General features: G+C 46.7%; 14 protein-coding genes. 7 read left to right on the forward strand and 7 right to left on the reverse strand.

Annotation, left to right across the window (positions count from 1 at the left end; all coding sequences use genetic code 11):
* Nucleotides 1-35: 35 nt before the first annotated feature.
* On the forward strand, nucleotides 36-1,112 hold the full coding sequence (locus ACLWBB_RS07370) for a DUF475 domain-containing protein (protein ID WP_413290974.1): 1,077 nt from the start codon (nucleotides 36-38) through the stop codon (nucleotides 1,110-1,112).
* Here ACLWBB_RS07370 and ACLWBB_RS07375 read toward each other — a convergent pair.
* The gene (locus tag ACLWBB_RS07375; protein WP_413290975.1) at nucleotides 1,012-1,935 is read right to left on the reverse strand and encodes a DMT family transporter; all 924 of its coding nucleotides are present in this window, start codon (nucleotides 1,933-1,935) and stop codon (nucleotides 1,012-1,014) included. The genes ACLWBB_RS07370 and ACLWBB_RS07375 overlap by 101 nt on opposite strands.
* A gap of 3 nt (nucleotides 1,936-1,938) precedes the next feature.
* A complete protein-coding gene (locus ACLWBB_RS07380; RefSeq protein WP_413290976.1) occupies nucleotides 1,939-2,688 on the reverse strand; it encodes an FAD-binding oxidoreductase in 750 nt (249 codons plus the stop codon).
* A 207-nt stretch (nucleotides 2,689-2,895) separates the two neighbouring features.
* On the opposite strand from ACLWBB_RS07380, the gene ACLWBB_RS07385 reads away from it, so the two are divergent.
* Nucleotides 2,896-5,040: a hypothetical protein gene (locus ACLWBB_RS07385; RefSeq protein ID WP_413290977.1), complete on the forward strand. Its 2,145-nt coding sequence runs from the start codon at nucleotides 2,896-2,898 to the stop codon at nucleotides 5,038-5,040.
* 111 nt (nucleotides 5,041-5,151) lie between these two features.
* On the opposite strand, the gene ACLWBB_RS07390 is transcribed toward ACLWBB_RS07385, so the two are convergent.
* A complete protein-coding gene (locus ACLWBB_RS07390) occupies nucleotides 5,152-5,808 on the reverse strand; it encodes a hypothetical protein (protein ID WP_413290978.1) in 657 nt (218 codons plus the stop codon).
* A 142-nt stretch (nucleotides 5,809-5,950) separates the two neighbouring features.
* Here ACLWBB_RS07390 and ACLWBB_RS07395 point away from each other — a divergent pair, with 142 nt between their 5' ends.
* Nucleotides 5,951-6,598, forward strand: coding sequence for an HD-GYP domain-containing protein (locus tag ACLWBB_RS07395; protein ID WP_413290979.1), 648 nt, complete (start codon nucleotides 5,951-5,953; stop codon nucleotides 6,596-6,598).
* An 84-nt stretch (nucleotides 6,599-6,682) separates the two neighbouring features.
* On the opposite strand, the gene ACLWBB_RS07400 is transcribed toward ACLWBB_RS07395, so the two are convergent.
* Both ACLWBB_RS07400 and ACLWBB_RS07405 read right to left on the reverse strand, forming a co-directional pair.
* On the reverse strand, nucleotides 6,683-7,048 hold the full coding sequence (locus tag ACLWBB_RS07400; RefSeq protein WP_413290980.1) for a hypothetical protein: 366 nt from the start codon (nucleotides 7,046-7,048) through the stop codon (nucleotides 6,683-6,685).
* 16 nt (nucleotides 7,049-7,064) lie between these two features.
* Nucleotides 7,065-7,451: a hypothetical protein gene (locus ACLWBB_RS07405; RefSeq protein ID WP_413290981.1), complete on the reverse strand. Its 387-nt coding sequence runs from the start codon at nucleotides 7,449-7,451 to the stop codon at nucleotides 7,065-7,067.
* Nucleotides 7,452-7,579: 128 nt separating this feature from the next.
* Here ACLWBB_RS07405 and ACLWBB_RS07410 point away from each other — a divergent pair, with 128 nt between their 5' ends.
* Nucleotides 7,580-8,437: a LysR substrate-binding domain-containing protein gene (locus ACLWBB_RS07410; protein ID WP_413290982.1), complete on the forward strand. Its 858-nt coding sequence runs from the start codon at nucleotides 7,580-7,582 to the stop codon at nucleotides 8,435-8,437.
* 11 nt (nucleotides 8,438-8,448) lie between these two features.
* Here the strand turns inward: ACLWBB_RS07410 and ACLWBB_RS07415 are convergent, their stop codons facing one another.
* Both ACLWBB_RS07415 and ACLWBB_RS07420 read right to left on the reverse strand, forming a co-directional pair.
* Nucleotides 8,449-9,048, reverse strand: a complete 600-nt coding sequence (locus ACLWBB_RS07415) for a lipocalin family protein (protein ID WP_413290983.1) — start codon at nucleotides 9,046-9,048, stop codon at nucleotides 8,449-8,451.
* Between the two features lie 105 nt (nucleotides 9,049-9,153).
* Nucleotides 9,154-9,948, reverse strand: a complete 795-nt coding sequence (locus tag ACLWBB_RS07420; RefSeq protein WP_413290984.1) for a DUF1338 domain-containing protein — start codon at nucleotides 9,946-9,948, stop codon at nucleotides 9,154-9,156.
* Between the two features lie 110 nt (nucleotides 9,949-10,058).
* Between ACLWBB_RS07420 and ACLWBB_RS07425 the strand changes: the two genes are divergently transcribed.
* The 3 genes from ACLWBB_RS07425 (at nucleotide 10,059) to ACLWBB_RS07435 (ending at nucleotide 15,784) form a co-directional block, all read left to right on the forward strand.
* Complete coding sequence (locus ACLWBB_RS07425) at nucleotides 10,059-11,066, forward strand: M14 family zinc carboxypeptidase (RefSeq protein ID WP_413290985.1); 1,008 nt, start codon at nucleotides 10,059-10,061, stop codon at nucleotides 11,064-11,066.
* Between the two features lie 97 nt (nucleotides 11,067-11,163).
* On the forward strand, nucleotides 11,164-12,702 hold the full coding sequence (locus ACLWBB_RS07430; RefSeq protein ID WP_413290986.1) for a transposase: 1,539 nt from the start codon (nucleotides 11,164-11,166) through the stop codon (nucleotides 12,700-12,702).
* The gene (locus ACLWBB_RS07435) at nucleotides 12,692-15,784 is read left to right on the forward strand and encodes a hypothetical protein (RefSeq protein WP_413290987.1); all 3,093 of its coding nucleotides are present in this window, start codon (nucleotides 12,692-12,694) and stop codon (nucleotides 15,782-15,784) included. The genes ACLWBB_RS07430 and ACLWBB_RS07435 overlap by 11 nt, the downstream gene beginning before the upstream one ends.
* Nucleotides 15,785-15,827: the final 43 nt, after the last annotated feature.

Consider the following 15,827-nt stretch of genomic DNA (forward strand, 5'->3'; position numbering starts at 1 on the left):
TGTAGCCTTTGGCCAACAAACTGCAAGGACTTTGTATGCTGAAGTATTTCACGGGCTCTATTATTTCGACGGTGGTTGGACTTATTCTCGCGTGCGGCGTGGGATATTACTATTCCGGCACAACGACAGGTGCTCTTCAGGCCCTTTTCATCGCGACAATCTTAGCGGTCCTCGAAGTATCTTTGTCGTTCGATAACGCCATCGTAAATGCCATTGTTTTGAAAGAGATGACTCCGGTTTGGCGTCAACGCTTTATCACTTGGGGGATGTTGATCGCGGTTTTCGGTATGCGTTTGGTGTTCCCACTTGCAATCGTAGCCGTTGTTGGAAAAATCGACCCATGGTCCGCGCTGAAGATGGCGGCTTTGCAGCCGGATCAATATGCCGCGCTTATGAGCTCTGCACATCTGGGCGTTGCTGCGTTTGGTGGCACATTCTTGTTGATGGTGACGCTTCGTTATTTCTATGACGAGACCAAGGATGTTCACTGGATTGCGATGTTTGAAAGACCGCTTTCAAAATTGGGCAAGCTTGATGAGATTGAAATCGGTCTGACTCTTCTGACTTTGACCATTCTTTGCTACTTCATTCCGGAAGACGCTCAAAAATTGACATTCTTGCTTTCGGGCATGGCTGGTTTGATCACTTATGTCGTCGTGGACGGTATCGGTGGTATTTTAGAAATGTCGCAAGAAAATGTGAAAGACATGCATAAAGCTAGCGCGGGTATGTTCTTGTATCTGGAAGTTTTGGATGCCTCTTTTAGTTTCGACGGAGTGATCGGCGCGTTCGCGATCACTCATAACTTGTTCATTATCATGATTGGTCTAAGTATCGGCGCATTCTTCGTGCGTTCACTGACGATCATGTTTGTAGAACAAGAAACTCTGACCAAGTTTTTATATCTTGAGCATGGAGCATTCTATGCGATCGGTTGCTTGGCGATGATTATGTTGATGGATCCGTTCCTGCACATCCCAGAGTGGGTGACGGGGCTTTTGGGTGGCTTAGTTATTCTGATTGCGTTTTACTGGTCGATCCGCTTTCCAGAAGCACCATCCCGAGTGCGGCACCAAGAATCAGAAGAGCTCCCAGGCTCTGGACACCGGTAAGCCGGTCACCCATTAAAAGATAAGCAAAGATAAATGCATAAGGACTCTCTAACAGAAACAGCATACTGGCTGTAGTGTCAGAGAGTACTTTCTGTGCGCGGACTTGAATATAAAAAGCCAAAACACTGCATGCTGCTGCGATAATCGCAATACCCCAAAGAGCTTTGCTATTGATCGGTCCCACCTGAAGGTCTGACATGAAAAACGCGAAAGGGAAAATCGCAACCAGCGACCACAGGGATTGGAAGTTATTCACGCGAAACGGATTCTTCATTTTTTGAGTGAAGCGGCCAATGTAAATAATGTGAGCCGCACCTAGTGCCGCACTTCCGAGAGTCCACAAATCGCCAATATTGATTTGCTGAGTGAATGTTTCAAGGCCTGTTCCCATCAAGAGAAAGGTCCCCATAAGGGCGCCACCCACCATCGTGAGCATCGCAAAAGACAAACGCTTTTTGAAGATCAACCAATTCGCAATAGGAACAAAGACGACATACAACGTTGTGATGAACCCGCTTTTGCTGGCCGTGGTGTATTGCAAACCAATGGTTTGCAGCAGTAAGAAACTTCCCAGCAAAAGACCTGCAGGAATAGACCCTTTAAAGTCTTCTTTCCAACCATCAGGGGTTTTTTGAGTGCGAGCGAAAATCAGATACAAAATTTCGCCCAAGAAGAGAGCACCGGCGAATCTCCAGAAGAGAACTCCGACCGGATTCCAAGTGGTCAGGGCCCACTGAGTGGCCACAAAACCAAAACCCCACAATGCACCCGCAAAGATCAATTCAAAAACTGCTTGGCGGGGAGTGGGGTTGGCAAAGCTCATTCTTTAGTCGAACGCTTCTACCCACAAACGGGTCTTATCGAAGCCATCTACTTCAAGGAGTTGGTGCTTCACTTCCTTGATCATGCCGCCATTGCCGCAAAGATAGAAAGTCGTTGGAGTTTCTTTGTAGTGAAACTCTTTGATGAAGTGTTGAATATAGCCTTTTTTGCCAGTCCAAGAGTCACTTGGACGGCTGAGTACGAATTCATATTTGAAGTTCGGAAACTCTTGAGCCAAAGCATCCAATTCGTCTTTGATATAGATGTCTTTTTCGCTACGAACACCGAAGAGCATTCTGTATTGCAAATTCGGATAGATTTCTTTTTTAGAAACCAAATACGAAAGATGCTGAGAAATCCCAGTGCCTGTATTTAGGAATACAATTTGTTCTGTCGGAGGCTCTTGGAAGAACACTTTGCCGAAGGGGCCTGTGAATTTGAGACTCTCGCCACCTTTTAAAGACCAAACATAAGTCGAGGCTAAGCCGTCTGGTATACCTGCCCCAGGGTCGGGTGAGCCTACAAATTTAAAAAGCAGACGAAAGCCATTGGTGACACGCTCGTCGGACGCAATGGAATAGGCACGAAGGGCTGGTTTTGCACCTTCAACGGGGACATGAAGCATCGCAAATTGTCCTGCCTTATACTTAAAAACATCAGGACTTTCGGTTCTCAAAACCAATTCACGCACATTATGAGTATGATCGATGATTTTCTCGACCTTCATTGAGTAAACAGTTCTTGCTGCGGACATTATTTCTTACCTCGAATTAGGGAACTCAAGACTGCCTCGAATAATTCAAAAAGTCTAGACAGTACAATCATTTAACTTGAGGCACCAAGGGACATTTATTACCATAAAAATGTGAATTTAATCGAGTGGTTAGAAGTATTCAGAGGCCCTTATCAAAATGCTTTCAAAAGGAAAGCATTTTTACTGTTTCTTGTTTGCTTATCATCTATGGCAGCCCGAGCCCAAGATTCTGCTGAGGTTCCCACTCCTGAAGCGACGCCTGCGGCGGTGGAAGCACCTGCCACAGAGCCTCTAAGCTTAGATACTCCAGAGGCAGAAACTCCTGCCGAAACTCCTGCTCCGACAGAAGCAGTGGCTGCACCAGCAGCGACGTCAGCACCGGCACCGGCTGCTACGCCGGCACCACTTCAGTCTTCTGCTCCAACAAAAAAATCGGCGCGCTTTAATTTGAAAACGGCGCGCGACGATGCGTACGCGAAACCCGTGTATTTTGAATCTATGGATAACTTATTGCCAACCATGGAGCTTGAGTACGATTTGACTCTTGAAGCCGGCAGTACTTTAAAAGTCGGCGATACTATTATTGACGATCAAACTTTCTTTTTTGCTCTTGTGCCGATCTCAAAACTTCATGCGAAGATGGCGACGGTTGTTGGTTCTAAAGAAGCTAGCAAGCCAGTCTTTGTGATGCGTTGGCCAGAAGTTTTGCAGACGGGTGGAACTCTCGAGATTATCGCTCGTACAGGGGCTGTTCTTTGGAAACAAGACGTTTCCGAAGCGAAACGTAATACTTGGAAGACACAATTAGATATTTGGAAAAAGGGTCTTGAAGAGCGTGGAGTGAAAACGGCACGTTTGCCAAAGACGAGTGTCTTTTCCACTCAGTATGGTATCGCGGATGTCGCGTCCTCGGGTTTAAAAGCTTACAGTGAATCGTTCCGTTTCTGCTTAACGCAAGCTCAAGGCCGTGCGCAGTCTCGTTTGTGTTCTTCGCGCTATGTGCTTCGTGGTAGTGGCAGTCAGTTGATGCTTAGTAAAATTAAGACAGAAGTTCCTCCGCGCGTGTTGTTGCAAACTCAGGCGGCGCAATTAAAACAAAATGTTCCGGTGCCTCGTGATATGCCAACAGCGTTTTTCGCCGAACTTTCTAGCGGTGAAAGTTATGAGTTCGTCGCGACTCCTAATAAGCTAAATTTGATGGATCTAACTGATACCAAAAAGCCAGATCAAATTCGTATCATGGCTTGGGGGACGCGTCCGACGATTCCTTCGGTGGTACTAAATCCGGATCAATACTCTTCATTTACTCGTGCCATCGGTTTTGAATCGACCATTGGTGACATGCGGAAGTTCTGGGAAGCGACTATCTCGGCAGAAGATCCTAAAGTTTATTTGCCAGGGCAAGGCGGGGGACTTTTCACGCAGCGTTTTGAACTTTCTGAGGTTCCGCGTGCGAATGCTCGTCCGTATTTGGATACAAATACGCCGATTGGAACTTACGATAACGGTGTGAAGCTTTTTGGTAAAAAGTTGCAAGAAGTAAAAGTCACCAGCTTTGAAAATTCGATTGAAGTAGATGACAAAGATCCGCGCTATTTCTTGTGGCGCTTTAAAGCCGCAGACCGAGGCGAGATCAACCGCAGTTACCTGAGTATGGAATATCAAGGCAAAGAGTACAAAGCCTTCTACGAGATTTATAAAGGCTTCCCGCGCGAGATCAGCGTGCGCTTATCTGGTATCTTGCAACCAAGCGGTGAGAACGTGTTCTTGGGCGAGGCCGCTTACAATCAGTGGTTTGAAAACTTGTTTGGTTGGACTAATTATTGGGTCGGACGTCAGCGCTGGGGTATCAGTGCGAAATACTTTAAAACTTTGGCGAAGCTGACCGTGGATAAAGAAGAGGGCACTCAAGCCGATTTGGCCGTGGCCAATGCCGATTTGAAGTACCGCTTTACGCCAGGGTTGTGGGGTCGTGATGAGACTCTTGGGGCGATGCTGGATTACCAAGATGTGACTTTTGGTGAAATCAAAGCGCCGATGATCGGGGTAGGGGCGTTCTGGGCTCGTTCGATGCCGAAGGTGTTTGACGATCTTTTCAATCTTATTCCAATGATGAGATATCAAAAATGGGTGGATATGGAGTTTATCTTCTATCCGGTTTCATTGACGCCCACGACGACTTTGCAAACCAACTTTTCTTTGAACTTCCACGGGAAAGTTCTATGGAGCAAACACATCTTCGGAGAAGCGGGTTTCGGTCTAAAACGCTATGCAATTACCGATTATAAAGTGGGGCAACAGGCCGCACTGAATACTTTTTACGGTACTCTGGGGCTGGGCTTGAGCTTTTAAGGGCTCTTTGTTAAAAGGCTTCTATCTATGTCACTTCGTGTAGTTATTATTTTTGCAGTGATTCTTTTGATGCTGTCGGTTCTGAATACTCAGAACCTGCTCTTCTAATTCTTAAAAATACGTCGAAATTCCACCACGAATATTGAACCCTTGGGTTGCCGTGCTGTACAGGGTGTAGTTGCCTTTTTCGTAGTTATAACCTGCATCCACGCGAAGAGCTGTGGATGGGCCAAACACAAACCATTTTGCAAAAACTCCTGCGAAAACTCCCATCATGGAGCCGCCACCAGAACTTGTAATCGAAGTATAACTGCCTTCGCCGCCAACGCCGTAGATGCTCATCGTGCCAGGTCGGTTCGGGGTCAGATTGTAATCGCCAAATAAACCAAATTTCACAGATGCAAATTTAGAACTGGGGCTTTCAGTGTCGAGATATCCCGCAAGCATACCCACTTCGAAAGTTTCAAAATTCCAGCCATAGCGGCCAATGAGGCTCAACATGTTGTCTTTGGCAGTGTCGCCGCCATTGGTGCTGGAACTGTATTCATAAAACTGCAAATCGAAGCTGCCACCGACGATACGGGTACGAGAACCGCCCACCGCACCCTCGCTGGCACTGCCGCCGATGGCATAAGTACGACCTGGTGATAGGGCGACTCCCGAGAACTCCACGACGGCTTTATTGCCCTTGACCTTTTCGACAGTGATTTGCTGGGCGTAAGAAAATGAGGAGCTCAAAAGTGATGCCAAAATAATTTTGCGAAACATGGGGGAGCCTCCCAGGCCGTTGGTCCAATAGCGAATATAAGTGTTTCAATCTGAGACTCCGAAGTCAACCGAACTAAACACCTCTAAACGCTCTTTAGATTTTACCCATTTCGGTCGAAAAGAAATTATTGGGGGAGGACTCATGTCTTCATCGTGGGGTGACGTTCCGAGCTGGGCATATGATGCGGCTCAAGCGTTGATGCAATCGTTAAAAGTTGTAGATCCAGGAACTTATGCGCATTGTTTGCGTGTGGGTGAAATGTCGCGCAAGCTTGCGCGTGATGCGGGTCTTAATGAGTATGAACAAAAGCTGGCAGAGTTCGCCGGCATCTTCCATGACATTGGTAAAATCGGTGTGGATCCTGAAATCATCGGGAAGCCAGGCAAGCTTGATCCCCGCGAGCTTGATATCATGAAAAACCACCCCATCATGAGTGAGCAAATCGTTCGTCCATTAGCAAACCATAGCTTTTTCAAAGAGCTTCTCCCGGCAATCCGTGGTCACCACGAACGCATGGATGGCGAAGGTTATCCTGATAAACTTATTGGCGAGAAAATCCACGTGCTATCGCGCGTGATTCTTGTCGTAGATACCTACGATGCGATGTCGCAAACACGCGCTTACCGTAAAGGTCTGCCAGACGAAATCGTCTATGCAGAGCTTAAGCGTTGTGCGGGCACACAATTCGATCCGCAACTAGTGCGCATCTTTTTGCAAGCCCACAAAACATGGAATGCTCTCGAGACCGACCAAGAGACCTTCCATCACCTGATTAAGAAAATCGCCTAAGCGCGATTCTAAGATAGAACTTAACGACCCACGGTTTGCAAGAACCGTGGGTTTTTTTGTGACCCATCTCATAGGAATTCAGGCCTACTCCCCAATACGATAATACTCGCAGAAGTAATCCGCGGAATGAGCGCCCTCAGTGAAGCGGATTGTGCTTTTAGTTTGGAATTCGACGGCTGCGTCACTTTCTCCACTGCCGGTTTCGCTTCTGAAGAGTGTGGGGTAGTTTTTAGGGGTCAATTCTGCAGCCGTATATCGAGTGACATGGCTTCGCTGATCTGGAATACGAGCGCGATAGATTGTGATCTGCCCTGACTGGGTGTTATAGGACACCGACAAAACATCTTTGTTTGTAAAAGATGTGCATGCCGTCGCCCATTGCATCTCGGCGGCCTGAGCACTCCATGCCATGAAAACAAAGGATGCAAGTGTGAATATAAATCTCGTCATTGGTATCTCCTATTTCTTATTCGTTGAAGGGGATTTCGGTGCAAACTGCTTTAGCATTCAATTGCTTTTGATCGTATTGCAGCACGCCTGTCATTGGTTCGATGCTGATTTGAATGTAATTAAGTTCGCAGCGGAATGTTCTTGAGTCTGCAGTCCCAATTTCTGCTGAAAAGCCGAAGTTGCCCCAGAATTGACCGTATTTGCCGATATTAGAGATCAAGTTGTTGTAGGTCGTTGGTTCCCCATGGACCCATACTAACTCAAAATATTTCTTAAGCACGACGGTGCGAGCCTGGGCTTCGATTTCGGCGAGGTGTACTGGGATAGGCGAGGATCCTACTGCCGCCATCGCTGAATTGCTTGCCATCGCAAATCCTAAGACAATCAATAATGAACGAAACATAAGTTCTCCTTGGTTAAAAGCTGAGACCGTTTATAGTGGTTTTTCAAAAATGTGTAAATTGCATATTTCACAGGTTAAAATTGCATTTTTGTCCAATCGCGAGTATCGGTTCTCTAGGGAGGAACGTAATGGAGTTATCTCGATTTCCACTGACATCTGAAGAGTCTGAATTGTTGATGTTGTTTGATGAGTTTCAGGATATCAAAATCATCAGTCAAAAAATGACCCGGGATCCATCAGGAGTTTCCAGGGGGCTTAAAAAGCTTGCGGAAAAATTTCCAGTGATCGAGAAACGAGCGGGACGTTGGCAAATGACTCCATTGGGAGCTGAGTTGAATGCCCTGAACCGAAATTTTATTCAGGCGCAAAATAGTCTTTTAAGAAGCCAATCCAGATTGCGTATAGGGACCAATCGCGAATTCGCCTCCAGAGTCGTCGCTCCACGCTTAGCGGATTTGGACGGGGTCTTGCGAGGTGTGCGTATTGATTTGCTCTCGTTTGAGGGCGGTGTTGAACAAGCTTTGAAAAGTGGTGCCATCGATATTGGCTTTGATTGTGGTCGTCCCGCCGATCCTCTTGTTAGCTACAAGATGCTTATCAAAGAACCGATAGCTCCTTATTGTTCAAAGAAGTTTTTTAAAGAGCACAAGCGGGACATCGAAGCTAAAAACTGGGCGGCTCTGCCACACATTTTGTGCGAACGCCTTTATCCAGATCGTATTATGAATTTGTCGGAACGCTCTTGGCAAGTTGCCTCTCATGTGAACGACATCGCTTCTGCGAGAGAGCTCGCCAAAGCTCACAAAGGATGGGCGCTGCTGCCTAACTATTCCGTAAGTCGCGAAGTTGAAGAGGGCGACCTCGTCAATATTGGGTTAGAGCAATACGAAGTTGAGAAATACGGAATTTGGTGGCTCCGCGAAAGAAAATTCCTTCAGAGCACCGTCGAGACTCTCTCGGGTTGGATGAAAGATCTGACTCTTTAGGCCCTCAAGCTTTAGTCCGCTCGAGCTTGTTGCAAAGTCTCGGAGCCCACGAGGTCGCACAAGCGGCCCTTCGTGGTGAAACCGTGTCTTTGTGGTGTAATCATGAACTTGCAGGTGTCGTAACCTTTCGCCGTCAGGATATCTCGTAGATCGTGCATGTCGGCGTCTTTCATCTGTGGGTCTCGCGATAGAATCCAGCCATAGGTGAGTTTTGGATGGCCGACAACCGCGTAGCGGTAGTTCGGATCCAGATCAATGATCCAATACTTGCCACCAAAGACATACAAAAAGCGCTCGCCTAAGTTGGCAAAGGTTACTTTCAGTTTTGCATTGGTCATATTGTCGACGACTTTCGCACGGCCCTCGCTGCCAATCAGTTTTCGGTCACGAGTCAGGCACGAGTTGTAAACGCGCACTCTGTTGTTTGAAAGAAGCGAGTACTCGGCCTTCGTGTCTGAAAAACATTTTCGTTGAAAGAATTGCGGGATCGAAGCCACTTCATACCAAGTGCCCATATAGCGGGGAAGATCGACATGGTCGACAGTGGTTACGGGTTTTGCCCAAACGGTCGTTGTCCACAAAAACAGAATGAGGATTGCGGTTTTCAACATAGGAAACTCCTCTTGTAAAAGACTCAATTTACTTTAAGAGAGAGTTTTCGCTGAGTTTTGACGATGTCAAATTACAAGGGGCCTTTTAAGGCCCCTTCGTTCGAACTACATTTTATTCGTGCTCTCGAAAATCTTGTCCGCGGATTTCGCGACAAAACCTTGATACAATTTTCCGTTGGCCATCGGATAGCGTCTAGCAAACTCATAATAACATCCAGGGATACTGTGAGTGCCATCACTAAACTGAACTGGGATTTCACTCGCCATCGTCGAGCTTTGCTCTAGGAAGTCAGCTGGAGTTCCCTTGACCTCGCCACCGGATTTATTCAACGGGAAACCCTTCGCAGTGATGAACTTGTTCAGAGTCAAAATGTCGTTAAACTTTTTCAAAGGATTAATGAAAACAGTGAAGTGGTTTGGTCTAAAACCGTGCGCCGCCACCCAAGAAGCGTATTCACTTTCTTTGGCAAGTTCGCTGTAAGTTTGGTAACTCATTTTCCAAGGGCGACCGCAGACCGAGAAAGTTTCAGACTGAATCACAGAATCCGGAATTTGATCGACCATTTTATTCACTTGCTCGCGAACAAACGGCGATACTTTTTCAAGCTGCAATTCACTGATGAAAATCTTTGGTTGAGTCTCATCTGGATGTTCCCAGTGTTTTGCATAAAGTTTCTTTTCAACAAAGAAGTATTCGTCTTTAGCGACGTAGCCGAATTTCTCGAACTGACGGGCTAAAGTTTTCAGTCCCAAGCGGGGATGGTCGAAAGTGCGCAGGGCAATGTGGTCATTCAGAACGGTTTCGCCCTCGGCAACGAAAAGATCATGGATCTTTTTGGCAGCAGGGTTGAGTTGGCAATAATCCTTCCACATCAAATCGAGAAGTTGTTGCGCATTCATCGGGACCTCCTAGGTGTTCTTAGACTCTATAGGCTCCAAAATCTGAGAGCAAAAAATAACCTTCAGCGTTAACAGTTGGTGTTTCAAAGAAAGCGCAAAATAATTGCTTCATGCTTCCAGAACTTGCGCAATTAGAGAAAATCATCCAGGAACTAGGACCCTTGGTCCGAAGTGAGGTTTTGGCATACAGCCAGAAGGACTCCTTAAAACTTCCCATTCACAAATTGAGTTTTGGCAGTGAAGACCCCGAGGCACCCGTCATCGGACTCATTGGGGGAGTGCACGGACTTGAGCGCATTGGCTCGCAAGTTTGTATTTCGCTTCTGCACTCGTTTACAGAGCTGCTTTTGTGGGACGAGGGACTCAAGCACTCGCTTAAAAACCTGCGTGTGTTTTTTATCCCAATCGTGAATCCCATCGGGATTTTGCAAAAAACCCGCAGCAACCCTCAAGGGGTAGACTTGATGAGAAACGCGCCGGTCGAGGGCGAGCACCCACCAAGGCTCTTAGGCGGGCAGCGCTATTCCTCGAAGTTGCCATGGTACCGGGGCGAGGTGGGAACGGCTATGCAGGTCGAGGCTCAAGCCGTTGTCGACGCTGTTCGAAGCGAGGTCTTTCGCTCGAAGCTCGCAATCACGGTGGATTTCCACTCGGGCTTTGGTCTGCAAGATCAGATTTGGTTCCCATACGCGAAGACTTCGAAACCCTATCCGGGCATTGCGGAGGCTCACGCCTTCAAAGCCTTGTTTGATCGTACCTATCCACATCACTTTTATCGAGTCGAGCCTCAGGCTCTGAACTACACAACCCATGGGGATCTTTGGGATTATCTCTACGACCAATACACGGAAAATGGTCCTAACACGGGGGTTTACTTGCCTTTGTGTTTAGAAATGGGATCATGGATGTGGGTGAAGAAGAATCCACTGCAACTCTTTAATCTCCAAGGTCATTTTAATCCCATGAAGTCTCATCGGATGAAGAGAACGCTTCGTCGTCATAACACCTTTTTCGAATTCCTAATGCGCGCCGCCTTATCTCCTCATTCCTGGGCCTATCTCAGTGAAGAGCAGCGCCTTAAGCACGCCAGTCTTGCCAATGAGCTCTGGTATGCTTGAAAAATATGCAGAGAATGTGATGTTTTTTTTCACCGTGTCATACGGGAAGCAACTGGAGCTGTTAAAGGGCCTTTATAAGGCATGAGGCATTGACTGAATGGCTGAAATCCGATTTTCTACGTCACCTGTGAAGGCGCTGAATTCTACAGCCCGCGTGGGGGTTCCAAGACAAGTATTTCTAGTGCTGGCAGTTTACCTGCTGGCCGCTTTGCTATTTGGAAAAGCCTTCGCTGCCCCAGCCAAAGGAAAAGCAAAAGGAACCAAAGTAGCCTCGGCTTCTTCTGTTGCCATCGAACCATTGCCTCAACTCAAAACCGACATTTTGACCGACAACCAAAAAAGCAAACACCGTGCTTATGGCCACGTTCGTTTGGAGGGCATGAAGTACTTCACAGAGTTGCCAGACAATCCAAAGCTGAACTACAGCCAATTCTTGTCCGGTCAATTAAGCTATGTGGGCGAGAACGACTGGATTGAAAATGCGGCAGACGTTTCTGCCGGTACCTTCTTCTCGCAAAACCTTTCGCACTTTGTGGTGCACGAGCTTTACACCTCTCCGCGTACATCGAGCTTCCGCGCTTACGTCGGTCGTAAGAAAAACAACTGGAGTGAGATGGACCACGACTGGAACTTGGGTGTGTGGCAACCGTTCTACGAGTTGGACTCTCTTCGCCCTGAAGAGCAGGGCTTGACGGGCGCATTCTTGGATGTGAATCGCGAGAACTGGCAGATCTTGGGTTTCGTGACTCCAATGTTTATTCCGAGTATGGGCCCTGACGTTCGCGAAGAAGGTGGCGGCCTTGTTGCTGACAGCCGCTGGTACCATGCTCCAAGTCGTACTGTGGATTTTGCTAGTTCACCGATGATCATCACTTACAAGCTCAGTATTCCCGAGACCGCGAAGCTCGCAAGTCACGGTGGTTATGCGATGATGGCTCGTGCTGGTAACAAAGAAAGCGGTGCGTGGGCGGTGGCAAGCTATGGCCACACTCCAGTGAATCAACTTTTGCTAAAACGTAATATCAAAGTGGCTATGACGAATGACGTGGGTGTGATCGTGTCTCCGGACGTGACTTACCATAACGTGGCGTCGGCGGATTTAGGTTACACACATGGGAATGTGCGTGGGACTTTGTCCTACATGCGAGACGACCCCGAAGAAAAATTGCCAGATCCTGACTGGGCAATCCAAAAACTTTCAGGCATTCGTGCATACTCTGCAAGCCTTGATGTGACTATTCCAAGCTTCTTGTCGCGTTCAATTATGATGCAGTTGAATTATCTGCGCGTCGAGGGCGGTAAAATTCAGGATATCGTCAGTGATGGTACTGCCGATGATATCAACCTCTATGATCAACGTTTAAAATTCACCAACGCCGTCAAGGTAAAGGTGCAAGGGGAGCTGGTGCGTATCTATCGCCGCCCTCTAGTAACAAAGTTTTCTTACCTTTATGACCAAGAACAAAAAGGCTCGATGGTAAATACAGAGTTCCTGTTTTACCCAAGCCAAGAATGGGCTTTGGTAATGGGGGCGGATTTCCTGGGCGCGGAAGAAAATACCACCAAAACCTCGAGCTTCCTCAACCAGTATCGCGCGAATGATCGCGTATACGGGGGTATGACTTATGTTTTCTAAAAAGAATATCAGCCTAGTGATGAGCATAGTTTTCTTGCTCACATCTTGTACGCCAAAAGTGGGCGAGGCTCCGCCAGAACCTGAACAAACGAAGATGGAAGGCACTCAGTGTTTATCCAGCCTTCAGCCAGTCATCGAAAAGTTCATCGAGGGTACTGCGACTCCTGAAGCTGTTGCCAGCGGTTGGGATTGTGCTTCGACGGCGATTAAAAAATTTAAAAAATACGTTTATGGACGTGCCTCTGACAGATTCGAAGCTGACGAGTTAGCAGCGTTCTTAAGAGAAAACTTCTTGGCGCCAAACAGTGCCGAGCTCAGCACTGAACTTCGTACCGAGTTCATGAGAATCAAGCAGCTCTTCTTGGGTGGCAGCATTGAATACGTGACTCGTGCTGAACTTGATAAAATCATCAACATGTTGGGCGAGCTTAAGAGCATTTCATTGCACTTAAACCCTTACATGAAGCTGATCTCGCAAAAATGGTCGATTGCAAGTTCTGGCAATGTCCAAGAAGACATTCGTTATTTTGAAAACGCCAGCGACGAAATTCAAAACGCTGCTCGCTCTTTGGCGAACATGATTGTTGAAAACAATCAGACCTATGAGCTTGATCATTTTTCGACGTTCATTCGTGAGTTCTCGATCTTCGTAAATCAGGATTGGCCAATCGCTGGTCAAATTGACAAGCTTATGCCAGTCATCAAAAAGGTGAAGAAAGCCGTTTCTGGTGGCGACCAAGATAAGATCGGTCCAACAGAGTGGAGAAGCTTCGTTCTTTTGGGCGTGCGTGGATATTTGCAGTATTTGCGTTATTTCTACTTCATTAAATCTGCTTCAGATACTGGCTCTGGCATCCGTTTGGGATACCTTGCTCGCTCTGTAGAAGACCTTTTGGGCGCCTTCCAAGATTTGTTAGAGCAAAAACCAGTAGATCCTTCTTGTGGAACTGTTAAGCGCTCTAACGGCACGCGTGAAGTGTTGTCTTGTATTTCCAAACAAGAAGTGACCGACATCATGTTGACCTTCTCAGACATGTGGAAAGAGTTCCGTGTTTCTGAAAAACTAGTCAGCGAAGCCATGAAGCTTAAAAAAGTGGTTTTCGGTGGTAGCGAAAACAGTATCAATAGCCGCGACTTCGAACGTGGTAAAAACAAAGTATCTGGGCTTAAAGGGATTGTTGAAAACTTTATGCCGTACTATGCGGTGTACAGCCTTGAGTGGGATCACTCGAACTTTAGCCACAATGCCGCTCAGCAGTTCTTTAAGCAGGCTCAAGACAGCTTGCAATTAAGTGCCACAGAGCTTGGGACTTTGTTAGAAGACTCATACAATATGGAAAGCTTGGTTGGTCTTTTAACTGAGATCGATCGTTTGTATCCAAAAGATAAGCCTGAAGAGCAATTGGCAGTACAAATTACTAAGTATCTGCCAATCATTAAAGACGTAAAAAACATCGTCTTCTCTGAAAACGACACTTACATTAAGAAAGAACAATGGGGACCATTCTTGAAGTATGCGGGTCGTTTCTATGGCTCGTTCTTGTATCATAACTACTTCTTGAAAAACGAAAACTACGGAACGTCTCAGTTCTTAGAGTCTTTCAAAAAGCTTTCAGATCAAGTTATTGCGGTTGTAAAAGACATCGTAACTTTGAAGAAGAATCAAATTATTACGGCCGACGAGTTGAATCTGATTGCACATCGCTTGTCAGAGCTTGAATTGATTCCTAAAGACTTGGATGCGAAGTCCATCGATCAAGTTGTGAAGGTGATTCTAAACCGTATTCTTTTGCCTCCAGAGTTGCGTCTAAAGGGTGTACGACCCAATGGTATTACTCCGGTAAGCATTGAAACTCTTCGCACGGAAATGCAAATTTGGTACGAGACTGAAAAGTTCTTGTATAGCCAGACTTCGATCCCGATGAAGCCTGTGAATTTGCAAACTGCGATCCAGAATAAGCTGAAAGAGTCCAAGATCTCTGCAGAACTTAAAACGGGTTTGACCGAGATGGCTTTGATCGTCGCGGGCAATGTTCAACAGACGATTGATTCTGAAAGCCGTCTGGTTATCACGAATATTGTGCCGCCAAACTACGATATGGCGAGCGTGGCGCGCTTGAATTTGAATCGCTTAATCAGTCGCACTTTAATTAGAGGCACAACGACGAGCCTCGATCGTCTTAAAAAGTTTGAAGGTGTGGAATTAAAAGAAGCACAGGTGGTCTTTGACTTGGTAAAGCCTGTGGTGGTGCAAATGGGACTCCTGGACGAGAAGAACACCACCTTTATGGAATCCCGTTTTCGCGAGGCTAATATCTTTGTCGCTCACAGCAACGGCGATAGTTTCATGAACTTTCAAGAGACCGCTGATATCGCTGGGATGATCATTTCCGGCATCACTGTGAACAACATGTTTCGTAAGGACGTCGAAGCAGTTTGCATCTCTCCGGCAAAGTTAAAAACCGATCCTGTGATTGCTGAAGCATGTTTGCGTAAGATCTACTTAGAGCAGACTGCAAACTACATGACGGCGACTCCGGAGTATTTGAGATTCTTCAAATTATTGGATCTCGAAGACACCGCTGAGTTTTTGCAAAACATCTTGAAAGCTGCAGGTCACGTTCCAAACAAGCAGGACACGGTTCGTTTGGTCGACGCGGATTTGGCTCCTCACGTAATCCAGTACATCGAAATGACGATGGCAAAGTACGACACCAATAAAAATGGTCGTATCAACTTGGCCGAAGCGGAAGGTGCTTTTCCGTCATTTAAGGGCATCCTGATGGAGCTTACAAAGGACCAAGATCTGATTAAGCAGAAAGATCTGAACGCTCTGTTTTACTACATTCTGTATTACGGTCAGCCTCCAGGCGGCGTGAAGGATTTCTTGTTCAAATGGCTTCCATGGAGACGTGATCCAGAGAAGTGGAAAGTGATTTCAGCGGATCGTAAAGACCTTGCTGCAATTCTTGGTTACATCGCCGATCAAGTAGCTGCTGCTAAAGAAAAGCAAGCGAAGATGATCAGCGAAGCTGAAGAGGATGAGATTCGTAAATCTCCTGAGTTCGACGATCAAGAGTAGTCATCATGGCCAAGTCTCTGTCTCAAAAATAAAAGCCACAGCC

Source organism: Bdellovibrio sp. HCB337 (assembly GCF_047302465.1).
In the GTDB taxonomy this organism is placed as follows: domain Bacteria; phylum Bdellovibrionota; class Bdellovibrionia; order Bdellovibrionales; family Bdellovibrionaceae; genus JACMRP01.